General features: G+C 32.3%; 21 protein-coding genes. All 21 read left to right on the top strand.

Translation table 11 applies throughout. The annotated features are described in order from the left end of the window. Positions 1 to 42 precede the first annotated feature (42 nt). The 21 genes from BMX60_RS03655 (at position 43) to BMX60_RS03555 (ending at position 19080) form a co-directional block, all read left to right on the top strand. Positions 43 to 510 (top strand): ribosome maturation factor RimP, encoded by a 468-nt coding sequence (locus tag BMX60_RS03655; protein ID WP_242945700.1) that lies wholly within the window; start codon positions 43 to 45, stop codon positions 508 to 510. Positions 511 to 523: 13 nt separating this feature from the next. After that, positions 524 to 1567, top strand: a complete 1044-nt coding sequence (nusA, locus tag BMX60_RS03650; protein ID WP_091349291.1) for a transcription termination factor NusA — start codon at positions 524 to 526, stop codon at positions 1565 to 1567. Between the two features lie 8 nt (positions 1568 to 1575). Further along, positions 1576 to 1839 (top strand): RNase P modulator RnpM, encoded by a 264-nt coding sequence (gene rnpM / locus BMX60_RS03645; protein WP_091349290.1) that lies wholly within the window; start codon positions 1576 to 1578, stop codon positions 1837 to 1839. After that, complete coding sequence (locus tag BMX60_RS03640) at positions 1808 to 2131, top strand: L7Ae/L30e/S12e/Gadd45 family ribosomal protein (protein ID WP_091349287.1); 324 nt, start codon at positions 1808 to 1810, stop codon at positions 2129 to 2131. Before rnpM ends, BMX60_RS03640 begins: the two co-directional genes overlap by 32 nt. A 20-nt stretch (positions 2132 to 2151) precedes the next feature. Beyond that, the gene (infB, locus tag BMX60_RS03635) at positions 2152 to 4230 is read left to right on the top strand and encodes a translation initiation factor IF-2 (protein ID WP_091349284.1); all 2079 of its coding nucleotides are present in this window, start codon (positions 2152 to 2154) and stop codon (positions 4228 to 4230) included. 12 nt (positions 4231 to 4242) lie between these two features. Next, a complete protein-coding gene (gene rbfA, locus BMX60_RS03630; RefSeq protein WP_091349283.1) occupies positions 4243 to 4593 on the top strand; it encodes a 30S ribosome-binding factor RbfA in 351 nt (116 codons plus the stop codon). Continuing rightward, a complete protein-coding gene (locus BMX60_RS03625; RefSeq protein ID WP_091349280.1) occupies positions 4586 to 5542 on the top strand; it encodes a DHH family phosphoesterase in 957 nt (318 codons plus the stop codon). The genes rbfA and BMX60_RS03625 overlap by 8 nt, the downstream gene beginning before the upstream one ends. 33 nt (positions 5543 to 5575) lie before the next feature. After that, positions 5576 to 6445 carry a tRNA pseudouridine(55) synthase TruB gene (gene truB, locus BMX60_RS03620; protein ID WP_177159685.1) on the top strand — a complete coding sequence of 290 codons (870 nt, stop codon included), beginning with the start codon at positions 5576 to 5578 and terminating at the stop codon, positions 6443 to 6445. Between the two features lie 10 nt (positions 6446 to 6455). Next, positions 6456 to 7370, top strand: a complete 915-nt coding sequence (locus BMX60_RS03615) for a bifunctional riboflavin kinase/FAD synthetase (RefSeq protein ID WP_177159684.1) — start codon at positions 6456 to 6458, stop codon at positions 7368 to 7370. Between the two features lie 110 nt (positions 7371 to 7480). Beyond that, on the top strand, positions 7481 to 7744 hold the full coding sequence (rpsO, locus tag BMX60_RS03610; RefSeq protein WP_091349274.1) for a 30S ribosomal protein S15: 264 nt from the start codon (positions 7481 to 7483) through the stop codon (positions 7742 to 7744). Positions 7745 to 7827: 83 nt separating this feature from the next. Continuing rightward, on the top strand, positions 7828 to 9927 hold the full coding sequence (locus BMX60_RS03605; protein ID WP_091349271.1) for a polyribonucleotide nucleotidyltransferase: 2100 nt from the start codon (positions 7828 to 7830) through the stop codon (positions 9925 to 9927). A gap of 116 nt (positions 9928 to 10043) precedes the next feature. Next, a complete protein-coding gene (locus tag BMX60_RS03600) occupies positions 10044 to 11090 on the top strand; it encodes a polysaccharide deacetylase family protein (RefSeq protein ID WP_177159683.1) in 1047 nt (348 codons plus the stop codon). Positions 11091 to 11147: 57 nt separating this feature from the next. Beyond that, complete coding sequence (locus BMX60_RS03595) at positions 11148 to 11336, top strand: aspartyl-phosphate phosphatase Spo0E family protein (RefSeq protein WP_177159682.1); 189 nt, start codon at positions 11148 to 11150, stop codon at positions 11334 to 11336. A gap of 6 nt (positions 11337 to 11342) precedes the next feature. Further along, positions 11343 to 11591 carry a YlmC/YmxH family sporulation protein gene (locus tag BMX60_RS03590; RefSeq protein ID WP_091349262.1) on the top strand — a complete coding sequence of 83 codons (249 nt, stop codon included), beginning with the start codon at positions 11343 to 11345 and terminating at the stop codon, positions 11589 to 11591. A 58-nt stretch (positions 11592 to 11649) separates the two neighbouring features. Beyond that, entirely contained in the window at positions 11650 to 12222 is a 573-nt protein-coding gene (locus BMX60_RS03585) for a DUF1269 domain-containing protein (protein WP_091349259.1), read from the top strand. Positions 12223 to 12588: 366 nt separating this feature from the next. Next, positions 12589 to 13467 (top strand): dipicolinate synthase subunit DpsA, encoded by an 879-nt coding sequence (dpsA, locus tag BMX60_RS03580; protein ID WP_091349256.1) that lies wholly within the window; start codon positions 12589 to 12591, stop codon positions 13465 to 13467. Further along, on the top strand, positions 13457 to 14041 hold the full coding sequence (locus tag BMX60_RS03575; protein ID WP_091349253.1) for a dipicolinate synthase subunit B: 585 nt from the start codon (positions 13457 to 13459) through the stop codon (positions 14039 to 14041). The genes dpsA and BMX60_RS03575 overlap by 11 nt, the downstream gene beginning before the upstream one ends. Positions 14042 to 14049: 8 nt before the next feature. Then, positions 14050 to 15084 (top strand): aspartate-semialdehyde dehydrogenase, encoded by a 1035-nt coding sequence (locus BMX60_RS03570; protein WP_091349249.1) that lies wholly within the window; start codon positions 14050 to 14052, stop codon positions 15082 to 15084. 20 nt (positions 15085 to 15104) lie between these two features. Then, positions 15105 to 16307, top strand: a complete 1203-nt coding sequence (gene dapG / locus BMX60_RS03565; RefSeq protein ID WP_091349245.1) for an aspartate kinase — start codon at positions 15105 to 15107, stop codon at positions 16305 to 16307. A 17-nt stretch (positions 16308 to 16324) separates the two neighbouring features. Further along, complete coding sequence (gene dapA, locus BMX60_RS03560) at positions 16325 to 17203, top strand: 4-hydroxy-tetrahydrodipicolinate synthase (RefSeq protein WP_091349242.1); 879 nt, start codon at positions 16325 to 16327, stop codon at positions 17201 to 17203. A 116-nt stretch (positions 17204 to 17319) separates the two neighbouring features. Then, a complete protein-coding gene (locus BMX60_RS03555) occupies positions 17320 to 19080 on the top strand; it encodes a ribonuclease J (protein WP_091349240.1) in 1761 nt (586 codons plus the stop codon). Positions 19081 to 19146: the final 66 nt, after the last annotated feature.

Raw genomic sequence — 19146 nt, 5'->3', positions numbered from 1 at the left:
AGAAATTTTAAAATGTAGATAAATAAAGAGGTGAACAAAATTTTGAAAAAAGAACATCTAGAAAAAATAGCTTTGATGGCTGAAAAATTTGCAAAGGAGTCTGGTTTAGAATTAGTAGATGTCCAATTCAATAAAGAGGGAGGTGTTTGGTTTTTAAGGGTCTTTATAGATAAAATGGATGGCTTAGTTGATACAGAAGATTGTGCCATCGTTAACAATAAATTATCAGCCTACCTTGATGAATTAGATCCCATAGAACAACAATACTTTTTGGAGGTTTCTTCTCCTGGGGTAGAAAGACCCCTTAAAAAACCAGAAGATTTTTCCCGATTTAAAGGTCATTTAATTAGAGTTAATACATATGCAAAAATCAACGGGAAAAAGGTATTTATTGGAATATTAGAAGGATTAGAAGATGGTATATTAAAACTGATAGATGAAGATACCGATAAGTTAATAGAATTACCATACGAAAGTGTAGCAAATGTTAAATTGTCAATAAAATTTTAAGGGAGGTGTCCTAATGGACAGTGTAGAGTTTTTAGAAGCTTTGAGGGAAATAGTGAAATCAAAAGGTGTTGATGAAGATATAATGTATGAAGCTTTAGAAGCAGCTTTAATCGCTGGTTATAAAAAAGATAATGCCACAGCGGAAAATGTACATGTAGAAATAGATAAGGAAAAAGGAATAGTTAAGTTATTTGCAGTAAAAAAAGTGGTAACTAATGTACAAGATCCCCGACTTGAAATTTCTCTAGATGATGCTTTAAAGATTAACCCGGCAATTACAGTGGGTGATAAAGTAACAGTAGAAGTTACACCTAAAAAGTTCGGGAGAATAGCAGCACAAACTGCAAAAGGTGTAGTAGTTCAAAGACTTAGGGAAGCGGAACGAAATGTTGTCTATAAAGAGTTTATAAATCGTGAACATGATATAATTTCTGGGATAGTACAGAGGATGGAAAATAAAAATATTTATATAGATTTAGGTAAAACTGAGGCTATTTTGCCACCTACAGAACAAACCCCTAATGAAGAATATAAACAAGGGGATAGGTTAAAAACTTATGTATTAGAAGTAAAAAATACCTCTAAAGGACCTCAAATCTTTGTTTCACGGAGTCATCCAGGTATGATAAAACGTTTATTTGAGTTGGAAGTACCAGAAATATTTGATGGTATTGTCCAAATAAAATCAGTTTCCAGGGAAGCTGGTTATCGTTCAAAAATTGCAGTCTATTCAAAGGATCCTGAAGTTGATCCAATAGGTGCATGTGTTGGACCAAAAGGAATGAGGGTGCAAGCTATTGTAAATGAATTAAGGGGTGAAAAAATAGATATAGTAAATTGGAGTGAAGACCCAAAAGAATTTATATCTCAAGCTTTAAGCCCTGCAAAAGTTATTTCTGTAGATGTAAATTTAGATGAAAAAATTGCTAAAGTTATAGTACCAGATAATCAATTATCCCTGGCTATAGGTAAAGAAGGACAAAATGCACGTCTCGCTGCAAAATTAACGGGCTGGAAGATAGATATTAAAAGTGAAACCCAATCTAAGAATGAGTAGGTGGTTCAATGAAAGTAAAAAAGAAACCAGAGAGAATGTGTGTAGGTTGTCAAGAGATGAAGCTCAAAAAAGAAATGATTAGGGTTGTTAGGACAAAAGAAGGAGACATTACTATTGACCCAACTGGGAAACTAGCTGGAAGGGGAGCTTATATTTGTCCTAAGGTAGAATGTTTTAAAATAGCTTTTAAATCTAAACGTTTAGAAAAATCATTAAAGGCAGCTGTACCTGCAGAAATTTATGAACGGCTCGAACAACAATTACATAGCTAGTTTATTGGGTTTAGCACAAAGGGCGAGAAAATTAAGTTCAGGTACAGTAGCCGTTTTAAAAGCTATAGAAAAAAACAATGCAAAATTAGTAATTATCGCTAATGATATAAGTGATAACAGTATCGAAAAAATTATAAATAAATGTAAGTATAAAAGGATTCCCATGATTAAATTTGCAGAAAAAGCGACATTGGGACATTATATTGGCAAAGAATTAAGGGCTGTAATTTCTATTAATGACCAGAACTTTGCAACAACTATCTTAAAAAAGTGGGAAGGTGAAATATTATAGGTAAAATGGGGGTATAAACTATGAGTAAATTTAGAGTTTATGAATTAGCTAAGGATTTAAATATCACAAGTAAAGAACTCATCAAAAAAATGGAAGAATTAAATATTTCAGTAAAAAACCATATGAGTTCCATTAATGATGATGATTTTGAAAAGATATATAATTACTTCAATCCTAAAGAGCAACCAATAGAGGAAATTATTGAAGTTAATAATGATATCATAGATATTAGTGAAGATATTGAAGGAAATTCTAAAAAGAAAAATAAAAAATCTAAGAAAGATAAAAAGAAGAAAAATAAAAATTTAGCAGAAAAAGAAGCTAGAGTAGAAAAGGATGATTCTATGAGTAAAATAATCAAATTGACAGAAGAACAGATTTCAGTTGGCGAATTAGCAAAAAAATTAGGGGAAAGTCCTGCCAATATAATAAAAAAATTAATGGGACTTGGAATAATGGCTGGTGTAAATCAGACAATTGAATTGGAAACAGCTGAATTGATTGCCCTTGAATTTGGCTATGAAATTGCACTAGAAAAAGAAGAAGAGGAAGATGAATTCCAATTTATAGAACAAGATGATCCAAAGGATTTAAAAGAAAGACATCCCGTTGTAACTGTATTAGGACACGTTGACCATGGTAAAACAACCCTTTTAGATACAATACGCCATACCAATGTAACAAAGGGAGAAGCTGGCGGAATAACCCAGCATATTGGGGCCTATCAAGTAAATGTTAATGGCAAAAAAATTACTTTTATAGATACACCCGGTCACGCTGCTTTCACTGCCATGAGGGCAAGGGGTGCAAAGGTAACAGATATAGCTATTCTAGTAGTAGCTGCCGATGACGGAGTTATGCCCCAAACGGTAGAAGCTTTAAATCATGCTAAAGCAGCAAATGTACCAATAGTAGTTGCTATTAATAAAATGGACAAACCAACTGCTAATCCCGATAGAGTTAAACAAGAGTTAGTTAATTATGGTCTAGTACCAGAAGAATGGGGTGGAGATACCATCTTTGTTCCAATCTCTGCTTTAAAAGGTGAAGGTATCGATAACCTCCTTGAAATAATTTTATTAGTAGCTGAAGTTCAAGAATTAAAGGCTAATCCTGATGCCCTAGCTAGCGGAACAGTTATCGAATCAAAGCTAGATAAGGGTAGGGGGCCTGTGGCAACTGTTTTAGTACAAAGGGGAACATTAAAAATTGGCGATTCTGTGGTTTGTGGTACAGCTTACGGTAAAGTAAGGGCGATGATTAATGATCAAGGTAAACAGATTAAAAAGGCTGGTCCATCAACTCCTGTAGAGATATTAGGTTTATCAGAGGTACCTGTAGCGGGAGAAATATTTAGAGTAGTAAAAGATGATAAATTAGCTAGAACTATTGCTGAAAAGAACCTACAAAAAAGCAAAGAAGAAGCCCTTAAAAAGAATACTCCTGTTACCCTTGATGAGTTATTCCAGTCAATTAAAGAAGGTGAGTTAAAGGAATTAAATATTATTTTAAAAGCAGATGTACAAGGTTCTGTAGAAGCTTTAAAACATTCTCTTGAACGGTTATCTAATGAAGAAGTTAGAGTAAAAGTAATCCATAGTGCAGTAGGTGCAATAAACGAAAATGATGTAACCTTAGCTTCGGCATCGGGGGCAATAATTATTGGATTTAATGTGAGACCTGACCAAAATGCCAAAAAATTAAATGATGAGCTAAAGGTTGATATTAGGTTATATAGAATTATCTATAATGCTATTGAAGATGTTGAAGCAGCTATTAAAGGTATGCTAACACCTAAATTAGAAGAAGTGGTGTTAGGTTCAGCTGAAATAAGGCAAATTTTTAGAGCATCTAAAATAGGTAATATTGCAGGATGTTACGTTACCAATGGTGTTATCAATAGAAATGCAAAGGCTAGATTAATCCGTGATGGTGTTGTAATTTATGAGGGAAGCTTTAGCACTTTAAAGAGATTTAAAGATGATGTTAAAGAAGTTCAACAGGGATTTGAATGTGGTATTGTATTAGAAAAATTTAATGATGTTAAAGAAGGAGACATCATAGAATGTTTCACTATGAAAGAAATGGACAGGGAATAAGGGGTGATAATTATGTCACAAAGAACTGTAAGATTAGCAGAAAATATTAAATACGAAATCAACGACATTATCAGGAAAAATATAAAAGATCCCCGGATAGGTTTTCTAACGATTACTTCTGTTGAACTTACTAAAGACTTAAAACACTGTACAATCTATTTAAGTTTTTGGGGAGATGAAAAGACTCGTAAAGAAGGATTTGAAGGACTAGAACGGGCAAAAGGATTTATTAGAACAGAGTTGGGTAAAAGGCTAACCATCAGATATACCCCTGAATTACATTTTAAATTTGATGAATCATTTGAACATGGAGCGAAGATCGCCCAAATACTAAAAGATTTAAAAAAAGAGGAAAATGAATAATAAAGCTAAAGAAATAGCAGAATTTTTAAAAGAAAATGATGGATTTAGCTTAGTAGCCCATAATGGTCCCGATGGAGATAGCGTAGGTTCAATTTTGGCATTAGGTTTAACCTTAAAACTCTTAGGAAAAAGGGTCAGGATGTATAGTTCTGACCCAATACCTACCCTTTTTAATTTTATACAATCTATTGAAGAAATAATTATCGATATTCCTACAGATTTTAATGATATATTAATAGTATTAGATTGTAGTGATGAAAAACGATTAATTGTTCAGGAAATTCAATATAAAAGCTTTTCCAAAATAATAAATATAGATCACCATCCTTTTAATACTAATTTCGGTGATTATAATTTTTGCGATAGTGAAAAAATAGCTACAGCAGAATTAGTTTACTTTATAGTTAAAGAATTATTAGAAGAAATTCCCAAAGAAATTGCCGATCCCCTTTATTTAGGAATATATACTGATTCAGGGGCCTTTGGTTATGATAACACTTCTCCATTAACCCATGAAATAGTCAGTGAATTATTAAGGTGTGGCACTTCACCTGTTGACTTTAAAATTAACTTAGAGAAAAAGAGTTATGAATACTTAAAATTCCTCAGCTTTGCATTCCAAAATATCAAACAGTTTAATGATGGAACAATTTCTTATCTTTACATCAGTGAAAGAGATTTGCAACGTTTTGAACTAAAGGACTACAGCGAAATTGATGGTTTGATAGACTATCTAAGAAATATTGAAGGTACTGCTGTTGCTATCTTAGTAAAAGAAGAAAAAGGTCAATTCAAGTTTAGTTTTAGATCAGCGTCAAAGTTTGATGTTGGTCAGTTGTGTAGGGAATACGGTGGTGGAGGGCACAAAAAAGCTGCTGGTTTTAGTACTTTAGAACATCCAGAAAAAATTATCCCCAAATTAATCAATAAAATCTCTAAAAATCTATAAGGGTTTAGTATTAAAATGAAGGTGGATTATTATATGGCAAATGGAATACTAAATGTTTTAAAACCAGCAAATATGACATCTCATCAGGTAGTTGCTTATATAAGAAAAAAATTAAAGTTAAAAAAGGTAGGGCATACTGGTACTTTAGATCCTATGGCTACAGGGATTTTGCCAATTTCTATTGGTAAAGCTACTAGAGTTAGTGAATATGTTACAGATTTAACTAAGAGTTATCGTGCTGAAATTACCTTTGGTTTAGTATCAGATACTGGAGATTTAGATGGTGAAATACGGGTATTGGAGCAAAATCCTAAAATTGATGAAGAGGAACTTAAAAGTGTGCTTAAAGAATTGACAGGTACTATAACTCAAGTACCTCCTAAAGCATCGGCAATTAAAGTTAAAGGGAAAAAACTATATGAGTACTATAGAGAAGGATTGGAAGTTGAAATTCCTAGTCGAGAAGTTACAATTTATTCATTAAAATTAGTAGAAGGTTTTCCTTTAACTTCAAATAAAGGGTATATTGATATCCATTGCTCTAAAGGTACCTATATTAGAACTTTGTGTCAAGATATTGGAGAAAAGCTGGGAACAGGGGCTTTAATGTCCTATCTTATAAGAACCGCTGTAGGTCCTTTTAATTTAACAAATGCCCTTTTTCTCCATCAAATAACTGAAGAAAACTATCTTAATCATCTACAGCCTATGGACTTAGTTTTGACTCACCTTGATAAGGTAGTTGTTCCTAAATATATAGCAACAAAAATAGCTAATGGGTTATGTATTAAAACTGAAAATCTCTATTCATCAGAAGTTAGGGTATATGATGAAGCTAACAATTTTATAGCTATTTGTAAAAATGTAAATGGAATGTTAAAACCCCATAAAGTTTTTAATTAAGGAGATGATTATGAAACTAATTTTTGGTTTTAATAATTTACCTGATAATTTGCAAAGTTCTATAGTAACTATCGGAAATTTTGATGGATTACATGTTGGTCATAGATTTATTATTGATAAAGTAATAAATGAAAGTAAAAAAGAAAATAAAAGATCAGTGGTTTTAACATTTTATCCCCATCCCCAAAGCTTATTTAATAGGGATTTTAAAATCATTAATACCTTAGAACAAAAGGTGGAATATTTTAAAGAAACGGGAATTGATTATTTAATTATACAACCTTTTACTAAACAATTTGCTGAATCTAACCCTGATGATTTTGTTAAAGAGGTACTTATTAACAAACTAAAATCTTCTAAAGTAATTATTGGCTATGATTTTACCTTTGGCAATAAAGGTCAAGGGAATATTCAATTACTTCAAAAGTATAATGAATTTGAAACAGAAGTAATTGAGCCTATTACCGTTGAAAATATAGTAGTACATTCTACTGTTTTACGTAATTGTCTACTTTTAGGGGATGTACAGTTGTATAAAAAATTAGCTGGTAAATACCCTAAAATTTCTGGGCATGTTACTACTGGTATGGGTATAGGTAATAAACTAGGTTTTCCAACTGCTAATATTAACTTTCCTGTTAATGTTGTAAAACCAGCTAGAGGAGTCTATTTAGTTAAAGGGTATATCGGTGACATCAAAACATTTGGGGTAGCAAATTTAGGCTTAAAACCTACTTTAGGGAAAAATAAGTTTAATGTAGAGGTACATTTATTTGATTTTAATCAAAATATTTACGGTCAAAAAATAACCATTGAGTTAATAAAATTTATTCGCCCTGAAAAAAAATTTGCTAATATAGAAAGCCTGACAAAACAAGTGAAAAAAGACATTTTAGAAGCTAAAAGACAAATTATTACAATATAAAACTTTACATTTAACTGTTAATATGGTAATATCTTTATGGTGACCTCATGCTATGTTTATCGATTCACCGACGATCTTCATGGCTTGAGGAGTAAAATTTAGGAGGTGAAATGATGTCTATCAATAAGCAATCAATTATTGAAAAGTTCAAAAAACATGAAGGAGATACTGGTTCTCCTGAAGTTCAAATTGCTATTTTAACAGAGAGAATCAATCATCTAAATGAACATTTCAAAGTACACAAAAAAGATCACCACTCTAGACGTGGTCTTTTAAAAATGGTTGGTCAACGTCGTAAACTTTTAAATTACTTAAAAAATAAAGATATTGACCGTTACAGAACTCTTATCGATGAACTAAACTTAAGAAGATAAATAAAGCGGGTTAACCCGCTTTATTTTTAATTACATATTTATTAAATTAAACGAAAAAATATATTTGAAAGGAGGAAACAAATTTGGAACATAAAAGATTTACTTATAATTTTGTAGGAAAAGATTTTACTGTTGATATAGGTAAGTTCTCAAAACAAGCTGGTGGTTCTGCCATGATTTTCTATGGAGAAACAACAATTTTAGTAAATGCCACTGCAGCTAAAGAAGCCAAAGAAGGAGTAGATTTTTTCCCACTTACTGTTGATTATGAAGAAAGGTTGTATGCAGTAGGTAAAATACCTGGTGGCTTCATAAAAAGAGAAGGTAGACCTTCTGAAAAAGCAATTTTAGCTGCCCGTTTAGTTGATCGCCCAATAAGACCATTATTTCCAGAGGGTTTTAGAAATGCTGTCCATGTGGTTTGTACAGTAATGTCAGTAGACCAAGAAAACTTGCCGGAAATAGCTGCTATCAATGGAGCATCATTAGCATTATGTATATCTGATATTCCCTTTAATGGTCCTGTAGGTGCAGTTTTAGTAGGGAAAGTTGGAGATCAATTAATTGTTAATCCTTCTTTGGAGCAAAGGGAAAAAAGTGATTTACATTTAGTTGTAGCAGGTACAAAAGATGCAATTATGATGGTAGAAGCAGGAGCTAATGAAGTTAGTGAAGATGTCATTATTGATGCTTTAATGTTAGCCCATGAAGAAATAAAGAAAATAGTAGAGTTCCAAGAAGAAATTGTCGCTCAAGTGGGCAAAGAAAAAATGGAAGTCCAATTATATAAAGTAGATGAAGAATTAGATAAAATAGTGAGGGAAATGGCTACCGAACCTCTAAAACAGGCTATTAAAACCTTTGATAAACAGGAACGGGAAGATAATATTGCTAAAGTTAAATTAGAGGTTATGGAAAAACTTATCGAAGAGTATCCTGAACAGACAAAGGATATAGCAGAAATTCTCTATAATATAGTTAAAGAAGAAGTAAGAAGAGATATTGTCGAAAACGATAGTAGACCTGATGGAAGAAAACCAGATGAAATTAGGCCAATTTCTTGCGAGGTAGGTATTTTACCAAGGACCCATGGATCAGGTTTATTTACTAGGGGTCAAACTCAAGTTTTAAGTGTTTGTACTTTAGGTCCTTTAGGTGATGTTCAAATTTTAGACGGTATTGGTTTAGAAGAATCAAAAAGGTATATCCACCATTATAATTTTCCACCATATAGTGTTGGTGAACCTGGCTTTATGAGAGGTCCTGGTAGAAGGGAAATAGGACATGGTGCTTTAGCAGAAAGGGCTTTAGAACCTTTAATTCCATCAGAAGAAGAATTTCCGTACACCATAAGACTTGTTTCAGAAGTTTTAGAATCAAATGGTTCTACTTCTATGGGAAGTGTTTGTGCTAGTACTTTATCACTTATGGATGCTGGAGTTCCTTTGAAAAAACCTGTCTCTGGTGTTGCCATGGGACTAGTTCACCATGAAGGTAAGTATAAGATATTAACTGATATCCAAGGTATGGAAGACTTTTTAGGTGATATGGACTTTAAAGTGGCTGGAACGAAAGATGGAATAACAGCATTGCAGATGGATATAAAGCTTCAAGGTATTAATAAAGAAATATTAGCAGAAGCTATCCAAAAAGGTAAACAGGGTTATCTGTATATTTTAGATAAAATGCTGGCAGTAATTTCAGAGCCGAGAAAACAACTTTCGCCATATGCACCTAAGATTATCTCTTATCAAATAAATCCTGATAAAATTAGGGATGTTATTGGTCCAGGTGGTAAGATAATTAACAAAATTATTGATCAAACTGGTGTAAAAATTGATATTGAGCCTGATGGAAAAATCTTTATTGCAACTGTAGATATGGAACAAGGAGAAAAAGCATTACAGATGATTAAAGATATCACTGCAGAAGTGGTAGTAGGGGAAAATTACTTTGCTAAAATTACTAGAATTGAAAAGTTCGGTGCTTTTGCCGAAGTAATTCCTGGTAAAGAAGGGTTAATCCATATTTCCCAGTTAGATATCGATAGGGTAGCAAAGGCTGAAGATGTAGTAAAAGTTGGGGATATAGTTGAAGTTAAGTGTACTGAAATTGATGAAAAGGGTAGAGTTAATCTCTCGAGAAAAGCAGTTCTAAAAGAGCGAGAAGGAGAGCAAAAATAGAGCATCGGCATATGATGCTTTATTTTTTTGTCTAAATTAAATTCTATTTGTCCCGAAGAACAATATAATATATTGATGATAAAATGTACTTGCTAAAAAGATGGGGAGGTGGACAAATGTCTGTATACATAAAATCAATTACTTTAGCTAGACTATTAACTTCACTATTATTATTAATAACTAGCATAAGTTTAGTTATTTTTGTAAGTTATCAAATCCATAATTCTATTACCACCGTTAAATCAAATGTTACAATGGGAACTATTAATTTTGGTGGATTAAAAAAGGATGATGTGGAAAAATATTTAAATTCCATTGCCCATGAATTCTATAATGAACCGCAAAATGCCTATATTGATCCAGAAACAAAAAGTTTGATACCCCATTTAAATGGTACAGTTTTAAACATTGAAGAGACAAAGAATAAAATTGTTAAGGCTAAAAAAGGGCAATTAGTAGTGCCAGTAATAGATATAATTAAACCAGAAAAAACAATTTCTGATTTTGGCAATATACCAATATATCAAGGTCATCCCATAAAAAAACAAGTGGCGTTAGTAATTAATGTATCATGGGGTAATGAGTTTAATAATTATCTAAGGGAAATGTTAGATATATTAGAGGATAACGAAGTAAAAGGTAATTTCTTTTTAGTAGGTAAATGGGCTGAAAAATATCCTGATTTAGTATTAGAGATTTATCAAAAAGGTCATCAGTTTGGAAATCATGGTTACTCTGATCCTTACATGAGTAAATTAACCCCAGAAGCTATAAGTGAAGAGATTCAAAAAACTAATGCAATTATCTTTAATATTACAGGGTATAAACCTAAATATTTTAGTCCACCTTATGGTGAAAAAGAAGAAAAAATATTTACACAAAGTTTTAAAGATAATATGATAAATGTCTTGTGGAGTTTAGATACAATAGATTGGATGAGACCAGGTCCGGAAAAAATGGCTCAAAGGGTACTAAGTAAATTACATAATGGAGCTATAATTTTAATGCATAATACTGAACAAACACCAGAGGGGTTAAAACTGATTATAAAAGGTATAAAAGAACAAGGGTATGAAATAGTCACCATTGATGAATTATTATGTCCTGACTTCTTTGCCAAGAAATTACAGAAAAAAATTGATCTAGATTTTCTGGAAAATTAAAGGAGTTTATTATAGGAAGGTAGAATTATATTATTAAAGTCAGAAAGGGGTGGCAAAGTGATACAGGACTCTCAGAAAGTAAATGACTTGTTAAAGGAAATTGAGTCATTAAGAAAAAATCTAGCAGAATATGAGAAAAATAATAGAGATAAAGGACTTAATAGTCAAGAAATTTTAAGAATAAGCAAAGCCTTAGATTGTAAGATTAACGAGTATTATCGCCTCACTAATAAAAAGGGAGGATAATATATTATGAGATTTTCTGAATTAGAAAATAAAGAAATAATAAATTATTCAGATGGCAGAAAATTAGGTCTGGTGGGAAATTGTGATTTATCCATCGATCTAGAAACTGGTCAAATCCTAGAAATAATAATTCCTGAGAGAATTGGTTTGTTTCAAGGGGTATGGGGAAGTGAAAAAACTCGCAGTATATCATGGAAATCCATTAAAAAAATTGGAGAAGATACAATTATTATCGATATAACTCAATCAGATTAATCCTTGTTTAATTTTAAATATTCGTGGGAATGCTATTAAAAAACAAAGGAGGATTCCCATGGATAGAAAAATAGTTGGTTTTTTTAAAGATAATCATACTGCTGAAAAAGCTGTTAAAGAGTTAAGGGAAAAAGGGATAAAAGGAGAAATTTCTATTTTAGCAAAACATAAAGTTGAAGAGCAATATCGTGGTGAAAATAATAGTAATTATCGAGCTGAAGGTATGGAATATTTATCTAAATATTCATATGATGGAATTGAACCTCTAATGGAAGGGGGACAATATAGGGAACTATCTTATGAAGACCAAAATTTAGCTGATGGAACAATTATTGGCGGTGCTTTAGGTGGATTATCAGGTTTAGCTTTAGGAGCAGGATTGTTCATTATACCAGGTGCAGGACCTATTATTGCCGCTGGACCCTTAGCGGGGATTTTAACAGGTGCTTTGACGGGGGGAGTAGCAGGGGGGTTAGTGGACTATGGTATACCTGAGGAACACTCTAAATACTATGAACAACAATTACATGCAGGGGATTTTATTACAATAATCAATTGTTCAGAAGAAGATAAAGATAAGGTAATTAAAATATTGAGAGAAAATAATGTTAAAGAAGTAAAAGTACATTAAAAACGCCTAATGTCGTTTTTACAGTTTGTAGACAAAGTCATTTTTTAAAGGCTGTAGTAATTAAACATTCTAACAAAGTTCTACGTCGAGATTTAAGGCTTCTATCTAAAAGGAAGAAGGGTACCGCTCTAATTCGCCGTCCATGGCTCAATAGAGCTTTCGGAACGTCCTGTTCCTCACCCCTTCTTCCTTTTATCTAATCAGCTCTTAAATCTATCTCCTCAACTTAATCGTATCTTTGTTTAATTACCACAGCTGATGATGACTTTGTCTATAGTTTGTTTTCAGTCTGTAAAAACGCCTGATGGCGTTTTTTTTGTGTCTTTTTTGGGTAAAAATCATATGATGGAAGGGGAGGTGAAAATTATGTATAGAGTTCTTCATATTATTGGTGGAGATGATCGGGACATTTATTTAAAAAAAATACTAGAAGAAAAGGGGTTTAAGATTAACCTCTGGGGTTTTGATAAATTAGGATATGAGAGATTTGATTTAATAAAATTAAAGGACCAGTTATTTAAAGATGATTATCCAGTACTAATTTTTCCTTTATCAGGGACTAATGTAAAGGGTGGAGTGAGAAGTAAATATTCTTCTGAAGAAATTGTAATAGATGAAGATTTTTTTAAAATTCTACCTGCAAATTCACTGATTATTATAGGATTTGCTAGACAATGGTTTAAAAATTACTGCAATATTTACCAAATTAATCTGTTAGAAGTAGCTGAAGACGATGAACTTGCTATTTTAAATTCCATTCCTTCAGCAGAGGGAGCTATACAAATGGCTATGGAAAATAGTGAAATAACTATCCATAATAGCAATTCATTGGTAATCGGTTTAGGAAGATGTGGTATGACTTTGGCTAGACTCTTAAAAGGACTAGATAGTAAAGTATATGTATATGCTAGAAATAAAGTCAATTTGGCTCGAGCCTTTGAAATGGGTTTTACTCCAGTAACTTCAGAAGAATTAGATAAAACATTGCCCAAAATGGACTTTATTTATAATACAGCACCTAGTCTTGTACTCCCTAAAGAAAAACTAGATCTTTGTTTAAACTGTGAAGTAATTATCGATATAGCTTCAGCTCCAGGGGGAGTAGATTTTGAATATGCAAAAGAAAAGGGAATAAAGGCTTTGTTAGCACCGGGCTTACCAGGTATAGTAGCCCCGAAAACGGCTGCTAAAATCTTAGCCGATGTATATTCTAATTTTTTGGGAGGGGAAAACTATGACAAATAATAATTTGAAAATTGGTGTCGTTGTAACAGGTTCCCATTGTACCCTTGCCAAAATAATACAACCTTTGATAAAATTATTAGATAAGGGCTATGAACTATTTCCAGTAATATCTAACTCTATTAAAACAGATACCAAATTTGGTAAAGGGGAAGATTGGATCAAACAACTAGAGGAAATAACCGGTAAAAAGGTTATTCAGACTATTGTGGAAGCTGAACCTATTGGGCCTAATAACTTTTTAGATATTCTCATTGTACTACCATGTACGGGAAACACTTTAGCAAAGCTGGCAAATTCCATTACTGATAATGGAGCTATGATGGCTATTAAAGCCCATCTTCGAAATGATAAGCCTGTTGTTTTAGCAATTGCTACTAATGATGCCTTAAGTCAAAACGCAGTAAACTTAGGTAAACTATTATCACAAAAAAATATTTATTTTGTTCCCTTTGGTCAAGATGATCCACAATCTAAACCTTTCTCTATGGTAGCAGATTTAAGTAAGTTAGAGGAAACTATAATAGCTGCATTGAATAAAAAGCAAATACAACCAATATTAATTCAATATAAGTAGGTGATAACATGAAAAAATATAATATTGCTATAGTAGGTGCTACAGGATTAGTTGGGAGGGAGTTTTTAAACTCCCTTGCCCAATGGGATATAGTAGCTAATCTTTATTTAGTAGCATCGGAAAGGTCAAAAGGACAAAAAGTACAGTTTAAAGATGAAGAAATAAAACTAATTACTGTAGAAGAAGCTTTAAAGGAAAAGATAGATGTGGCATTTTTCTGTGCTGGTTCTTCAATAAGCAAAAAGTACGGACCATTATTTGCCGAGGGAAATACAATGGTCATAGATAACAGCAGTTATTTTCGCATGGATAAAGATATTCCATTGATTGTTCCTGAGGTAAATGGTTATGAATTACACCGATATAAAGGGAAAATCATAGCAAATCCTAACTGTTCAACAATACAATTGGCCGTTATCTTAAAACACATTGAAGATCTTTATGGATTGAAAAGGGTAGTTGTATCTACCTATCAAAGTGTTTCTGGAGCAGGTCAAAAGGGTGTAGACGAATTAAATAATCAAATATTGGCTTATGGAAAAGGAACAACATATGAGCCTAAAGTTTTACCTGTAGCAGCAGATAAAGTCTTTTATCAGATGTTTAATAATATCTTACCTCAAATAGATTTATTTGAGGATGATGGTTACACTAAAGAAGAACACAAAATGATAAATGAGACTAGGAAAATTTTAAACATTCCTGAGCTCCCTATTACTGTTACTACAGTTAGGGTACCTGTTTTTAGATGTCACAGTGAATCTGTTAATGTAGAAACCTATAAAGATATAAACATAGAAGAATTTAAAGAATATCTTAAAAAACAGCAGTCCATTATTGTAATGGATGATATTAAAAACCAAGTTTACCCAACCCCCTTACATGTTTCAGGAAAAAATGAAGTTTTTGTAGGTCGAATCCGTAGAGATAATTCAGTAGAACATGGATTAAACATGTGGATTGTAGCTGACAACGTTAGAAAAGGTGCAGCTTATAATGGCCTTCAAATTTTACTTTATCTAATAGAAAATAATTTAATTTAACCCTAAAGGAGAGATTTGCCGTGATTATTGTTCAGAAATTTGGTGGAACCTCTTTAGCTACCTCAGAACAAAGGGAAATGATAGTTAAAAAGATAGCTGCACAAATAGCTCAAAATCCCCAGACAAAATTTTTAGTAGTTGTTTCAGCTATGGGAAGAAAAGGGGCTCCTTATGCAACAGATACCTTATTGGGGTTAATTGATAAAAAGAAAACTTCTAAAGATAAACAAGATATTCTATTATCCTGTGGTGAAATTATTTCAGCAGCTATTTTGGGAAGCAATTTCGATAGGTTTAGTATCAAAGCTAAAATCGTAACAGGATGGAATATGGGAATATTTACTGATGATAATTTTACAGATGCTAAAATAAAGAAAATTGATACTACTCGAATAGAAAATTATTTTAAAGAATATTCAGTAGTAATAGCTACTGGTTTTCAGGGAATAACAGAAGAAGGAGAAATTACTACTTTAGGACGGGGAGGTAGTGATATTACTGCTGTAGCATTAGGCATAGCTTTGAATGCTAAAGATATAGAAATTTATACTGATGTAGAAGGTATAATGACAGCAGATCCCCGAGTAGTACCAGAAGCAAAAATAATCAATGAAATAACATATCAGGAAGTTTTCAATTTAGCCCATGATGGCGCAAAAGTTATTCATCCACGGGCAGTTGAAATTGCAATGCAACATGATGTCAATTTGTGGATTAAATCTTTAGCATCACAACACATTGGAACATTAATTACCCATCATGATCAAAGCAGTAAAGATAAATGGGAACTTTCTAGAATTATCACTGGTATTGCTAATATAGATGGTCTAACCCATTTTAAAATTAATACTAACAACTATGAACTGCAAAAAGATTATGACCTTCTAGATAAATTAGCTGCAAAAGGTATTAGTCTAGATTTGATTTCTATTTCACCTTATACTAAAGCCTTTGTAGTAAAGGGTAATGAAACGGAAACAGTAATTCAAATTTTAAAGGCAGCAGAAGTTGATTTTGAGTACACGGAAAATTGCACTAAAATAACCGTTGTAGGTGTAGCTATGAAAGGTAAGCCGGGAGTAATGGCTAAAATTTTGCAACCTTTAGTAGAGTTAAATGTCCCCATTATTCAAACTGCTGATTCCCATATCAACATTTCCATCTTAGTAGAAAGTAAGTATGCAACTGATTGTATTAAAGCATTGCATAACCATTTAATTTAAAAAAGAGGTGATATTAAATGATTTTTGGTAGATTATTAACAGCTATGGTTACTCCTTTTGATACTAAAGGAAGGGTTAATTATCAAGAGGCAAAAAAAATTGCTAGACATTTAATGGAAAATGGAAATGATGGTTTAGTTTTAATTGGTACCACAGGGGAATCTCCTACCTTGACTTTAGAGGAAAAAATTAAACTTGTAGAAGAGGTAATGGAAGAATTAAAAGGTCAATGTAAAATAGTAGTAGGTGTTGGAGGGAATAACACAGAAGAAGTTATAAAAACTGTTAAGGAATTTGAAAAAAAGGGCATAGATGGAATAATGGTTGTCACACCTTATTACAATAAACCAACTCAAAAAGGATTATATTTGCATTTTGAAAAAATTGCCCAAAGCACATCACTACCTATAATGCTATACAACGTTCCTTCAAGAACCGGCTGTAATTTATTACCCCAAACGGTAAAAGAATTAGCTAAGATAGAAAATATTGTGGCTATTAAAGAGGCTTCAGGAGACTTAAATCAGGTTAGTGAAATAGTTAGACTTTGTGGTGATGAAATCCAGGTATTGAGTGGAGATGATTCATTGACCTTACCAATGCTTTCTGTTGGAGCAATTGGGGTGGTATCTGTAGCTAGTCATATTGTAGGTAAAGAAATTAAAGAAATGATAGAAAGTTTTTCAAAGGGTGATGTAAAAAAAGCTACAATGATCCATCTAAAATTAATGCCTATTTTTAAAAATTTATTTGTAGAAAGTAATCCTATCCCCGTTAAATTAGCTATGAATTTGATAGGATTTAATGCAGGTCAATGTAGACTACCACTATGTTCACCTAGTGATAGCACTGTAGACCTAATCAAAAAGACTTTAAAAGAATTAAAGCAGGATTAAGTTCCTGCTTTAATTTTTAATTGTTTTTTTTATCCAATTAGTGTATAATAACTTTAATTGGTTGTGTTCGGGTTAAACTAATAACAAAGAAATTTTGGAGGTGTAATTTTTTTAGAATGACAAACAATAATTCTTCACAAACAAATAATAAAACCAGCAATGGAAATGGTAATAAAGTTAATGGTAATAAAAGTACTAAAAGACGTCGCACACAAAAAGAAGAAACAATAAAATTTATTTCCTTAGGTGGGGTCGGCGAAATAGGTAAGAACATGTATGTTGTAGAATACAAAGATGAAATTTTAGTTATCGATGGAGGACTAAAATTTCCTGAAGAAGACATGTTAGGAATTGATTTGGTGATTCCGGACTTTACTTATTTAACAGATAATTTAGATAAAGTAAAGGCAATCTTATTAACCCATGGTCATGAAGATCATATTGGTGGATTACCATATATTTTAAAATATGTAAACAAACCGGTTTACGGAACAAAATTAACATTAGGTCTATTAGAAAACAAATTAAGGGAACACAATATTTTAAATTCTGTTAGTTTAAATATAATACAACCGAACAGTACCATACAAATTGGGAAAAACTTTAAAGTTGAATTTTTCCGAGTAAACCATAGTATCCCGGATTCTGTAGGAATGGCAATAACTACTCCTGTAGGAACAATTTTGCATACTGGTGATTTTAAAATAGATCAAACCCCTGTCGATGGACAAATAACTGATTTTCAAAGGATTTCTGAAATTAGTCGAAAAGGTGTATTAGCACTATTTGCCGATTGTACTAATGCTGAAAGACCAGGTTTTACTATGTCTGAAAGGGTTGTTGGTAATACAATCGATGAAATATTCCGACTAGCTAAAAGCCGTATTATTATTGCGACATTTGCTTCTAATGTTCATAGAATACAGCAAGTTTTAGATGCAGCTTATAAATATAACAAAAAAGTTTGTATCAATGGCAGAAGTATGATCAATGTAGTTAATACAGCAATGGAACTTGGTTATTTAAATGTACCTAAGGGGATGTTAATAGAATTAGATGATTTAGATAGCTACAATTATGATGAAATTGTAATGATTACTACTGGTAGTCAGGGTGAGCCAATGTCTGCTTTAACTAGGATGGCTAATTCAGAACATAGAAAGGTCGAAATAGCGCCGGGGGATACAGTGGTAATAGCTGCTTCTCCAATCCCAGGAAATGAAAAATTGGTTTCTAAAACTATCAATAATCTCTTTAAAAGGGGAGCAGATGTTGTATATGAATCAGTTTCAGGGATCCATGTTTCTGGCCATGCTAGTCAAGAAGAACTTAAAATGATGATCAATTTAGTTAGACCTAAATACTTAGTTCCTGTCCATGGAGAATACAGGCATTGTATTCATCTAGCAAAAATTGGTGAGGCTTTAGGAATAAGTAGAGAAAACATATTTTCTATAGAAATCGGTGATGTTTTAGAAATTGGAAAGGAAAAGGCAAAAATAACTGGTAGTGTTCCCTCAGGATATATTTTAATAGATGGCCTTGGTGTAGGTGATGTTGGTAACATAGTTTTAAGGGATAGAAAACAACTCTCATTAGATGGAATTTTAGTTGTTGTAGTTACTCTACAAAAAGGTACAAACAAAATTATCGCCGGTCCTGATATAGTTTCTAGAGGTTTTGTTTATGTTAGAGAATCCGAACAGTTAATTGAAGAAGCTAAAGCTATTGTCGCTCAATCTTTAGAAAAATGTAGAGATAAAAATATTAAAGAATGGGCCCAATTAAAACAAGCCATTAGAGACCAATTAGGGAAATCCCTATATGAAAAAACCCGAAGAAGACCAATGATATTACCGATTATTATGGAAGTATAAAAATGTCCGAGATTTATTGATTGTTCAATAAATCTCTTTTTTATTGTTTAAAAAGGGAAGTTTTTG

The organism is Anaerobranca gottschalkii DSM 13577 (genome assembly GCF_900111575.1).
Lineage (GTDB): Bacteria > Bacillota > Proteinivoracia > Proteinivoracales > Proteinivoracaceae > Anaerobranca > Anaerobranca gottschalkii.
The sequence above is the reverse complement of the archived record's forward strand: the minus strand, read 5'-3'. Positions and strand labels throughout refer to the sequence as shown.